The organism is Bacteroides sp. Phil13 (assembly GCF_001940965.1).
GTDB lineage: Bacteria > Bacteroidota > Bacteroidia > Bacteroidales > Bacteroidaceae > Bacteroides > Bacteroides intestinalis.
Genome location: NZ_MSHA01000090.1, coordinates 1 through 2376, shown reverse-complemented (window position 1 = coordinate 2376; position 2376 = coordinate 1). Strand labels below are relative to the sequence as shown.

3 protein-coding genes are annotated in these 2376 nt (G+C 34.6%); all 3 read right to left on the bottom strand.

Annotated elements, in window-relative coordinates; all coding sequences use genetic code 11:
* Positions 1 to 301: 301 nt before the first annotated feature.
* The 3 genes from BWI44_RS18105 to BWI44_RS18095 all read right to left on the bottom strand — a co-directional run bounded on the left by BWI44_RS18105 (position 302) and on the right by BWI44_RS18095 (position 2089).
* Positions 302 to 1135, bottom strand: a complete 834-nt coding sequence (locus tag BWI44_RS18105) for a polysaccharide deacetylase family protein (protein WP_286815666.1) — start codon at positions 1133 to 1135, stop codon at positions 302 to 304.
* Positions 1136 to 1174: 39 nt separating this feature from the next.
* A complete protein-coding gene (locus BWI44_RS18100; RefSeq protein WP_286815663.1) occupies positions 1175 to 1681 on the bottom strand; it encodes a P-loop NTPase family protein in 507 nt (168 codons plus the stop codon).
* A 63-nt stretch (positions 1682 to 1744) separates the two neighbouring features.
* A complete protein-coding gene (locus BWI44_RS18095; RefSeq protein ID WP_286815658.1) occupies positions 1745 to 2089 on the bottom strand; it encodes a four helix bundle protein in 345 nt (114 codons plus the stop codon).
* Between the last annotated feature and the right edge of the window lie 287 nt (positions 2090 to 2376).

Here is a 2376-nt window from a genome sequence, read left to right as displayed (position 1 = left end):
GTTCCCTAAATGATTTTCAGGGGCGGACGGCAGTTAACAAAAAGATTTGCTTGATTTTAGCCTAAAAATTAGAACCGACGATGAAAAACCTCTATCGGGAACCTGAAACAAAGAAGATACAAGAGAAATCCCAAACTTTTTGCTCCCATAACTCTTTGATTGATGTTATTCTAAAATAGAATAAATTTAAAAAAATTCGAAGTAACATCTCTGAGTAGAGTGTATTTGTCGAAATTTTCTCTGAAAAATCTGACTTACCTCGAAAATGATTTTTTATTAAAGTGTTCTGCGGAGACACTTCTTATGATAGCCCTATTTTTTTGAAAAATTCATAGGTTGATAGCGTCCCAGTTCTATTAAAACGGCCTATATACTGCAATTTTGATGCATTTCCAAATTCAAGCTTATTAATTTTCTCGTTGCAAGTAAGGAATGCTTTAAATCCGCAATCACTTAGTATCTTAAGACTTTCTTTTGAGTATTTTCCAAATGGGAAAGCAAAAACGTTTGATGTAAATCCGCACTCTTTTTCAAACTTATCTTGAAGTCTCATGACGTCGTGGGTTAAGTTTTTTTCGTATTCTTGCGAGCTTTCGTTGTACATCTTTGAAACGCCATATCTTGGCTGAAGCTTGTGCATGTTGTATGTGTGATTTCCAACTTCCCAAATCCCGCTTTCTTGCATTTCCTTTATCTCGCCCCATGTTAGATGAGAGTAGTTTGGGTTGTCACGATCTTCGTGAGTTGAACAAAACTCAGAGTGACATCCAATGATGTTGATATTTGCTTTAAAGCCAAGCTCTTTCAGTATGTCAAAAGCATAGTAATAGTTGTTGTAATGCCCGTCGTCAAAAGAGATTAGCACTGGTTTATCCGGCAGAGCTTTCCTGCCTTCGCAGTGATCTATGATATCTTGCACGAAAACGCTTGTGTAACCCCTTTCCTTTAGCCACGTAAGGTCACTTTTAAATTTTGCAGGGGAAGTGATGTATGCTCCCGTCCTACTTTTCAAAAGTGAGTGATACATAATAACAGGAAGCTCTACGACTGTTTCCGCCGAGGAAACTTCGTGATTTACAGGGATGACACATAAAGCGAACATTAATGATAAAATAAAGAACAGATATTTTTTCATATAAATAGTTTGCGGCGTAGGTCGTAAAATATACACAAACTATTTATTTAGGTTAGCTAAAAATGAATTAACCTCGTCGTAGTTGTGGAAAATAATAAATTCTTTTTCATTTCTATATTTCTCAACATAAGACATAAGAATTGGAAGAGTTTCGCTCTTGAATTTTGATATAAATTCCAAAAATCCATCTTTTATCTTTGAATTGTCGAAGCCAGCAGCCATATCTGCTGTTTTTTCTTTTTTTGATCGATTAATAACATTTTGAATACATATTTGTGTGTTGATATCTAGGATGATTATTGTATCAGCAAGTTTAATTCTTTCTTCAACTGTTGAAATATAGTTTCCGTCAATGATCCATTTGTCACTACTTTTTGCGAAATCGGCAACTATTGCCCTTAGCTCGTCACGAGTTATATGTTGATCTGTTGTGATATGATAGACCTTGTCAAGGTGAAGGACAGGGTAGTTTAAGATATCCTTAAGTTTAAAAACGAGTGTTGATTTTCCAGCCCCAGGGCATCCAATAACGATGATTTTCTTCATATTTTCTCTCCTAATGAAACACTTATAAATTTTACCTCTTCTTCGCAGTTTTACAGGAGGTGATTAATTTTTTTCTATAGTAGAACAAGAAGCGATTAAAATTCGCCTAATTGAGCCGCATTTATTTTTTAAATTAATATAAGTATTCGAGTCAATATATTGTGTTTTAAAAAGAAGTTCGAGCCAATACTCGCTCTCATGACTTTCTTTTAAAGCTATTTTGAGTTTAGATAAAAAATCCATTTTACCTTGAGCGTAGTCTGCCTCATGTATATTGGCGCCAATTGATGTACCAGATCTTAAGAGCTGTTTACTCATCACACTTTCTTTGCCTTGTAATGTTTTGCATAATTCAACTATGTCGATAGCAAATTCAATTGCCATATCTTTAACTTTGTTTATTCTCATATATTTATTTTAACACAAACGGAGAAAAATTCAAAATTTTTTAATGAAATTGTTAAAGCAATGCAATATCTCACTATGTTCGATATGCAATATTGCTAGTGCAATATGCCATAAAATAAATCCTAAACTCGCACATAGGTGCGAATTGCATATGTGACAGCATATTGCATGCTCGAAGAGTATTTCACAAATCCGTCAGGATTTATTTAATTGCCAAACAAAAAAACTCTCGTCCGAGAGTTTATTTTGTTTGGCGCAAAGAGGGGGCGACGCGTTAAGCGAACAAG

What these genes read in the sequence shown, in the direction of transcription:
- BWI44_RS18105 (WP_286815666.1), bottom strand. Translation starts at nt 1,135, where the DNA reads ATGAAAAAATATCTGTTCTTTATTTTATCATTAATGTTCGCTTTATGT.
- BWI44_RS18100 (WP_286815663.1), bottom strand. Translation starts at nt 1,681, where the DNA reads ATGAAGAAAATCATCGTTATTGGATGCCCTGGGGCTGGAAAATCAACA.
- BWI44_RS18095 (WP_286815658.1), bottom strand. Translation starts at nt 2,089, where the DNA reads ATGAGAATAAACAAAGTTAAAGATATGGCAATTGAATTTGCTATCGAC.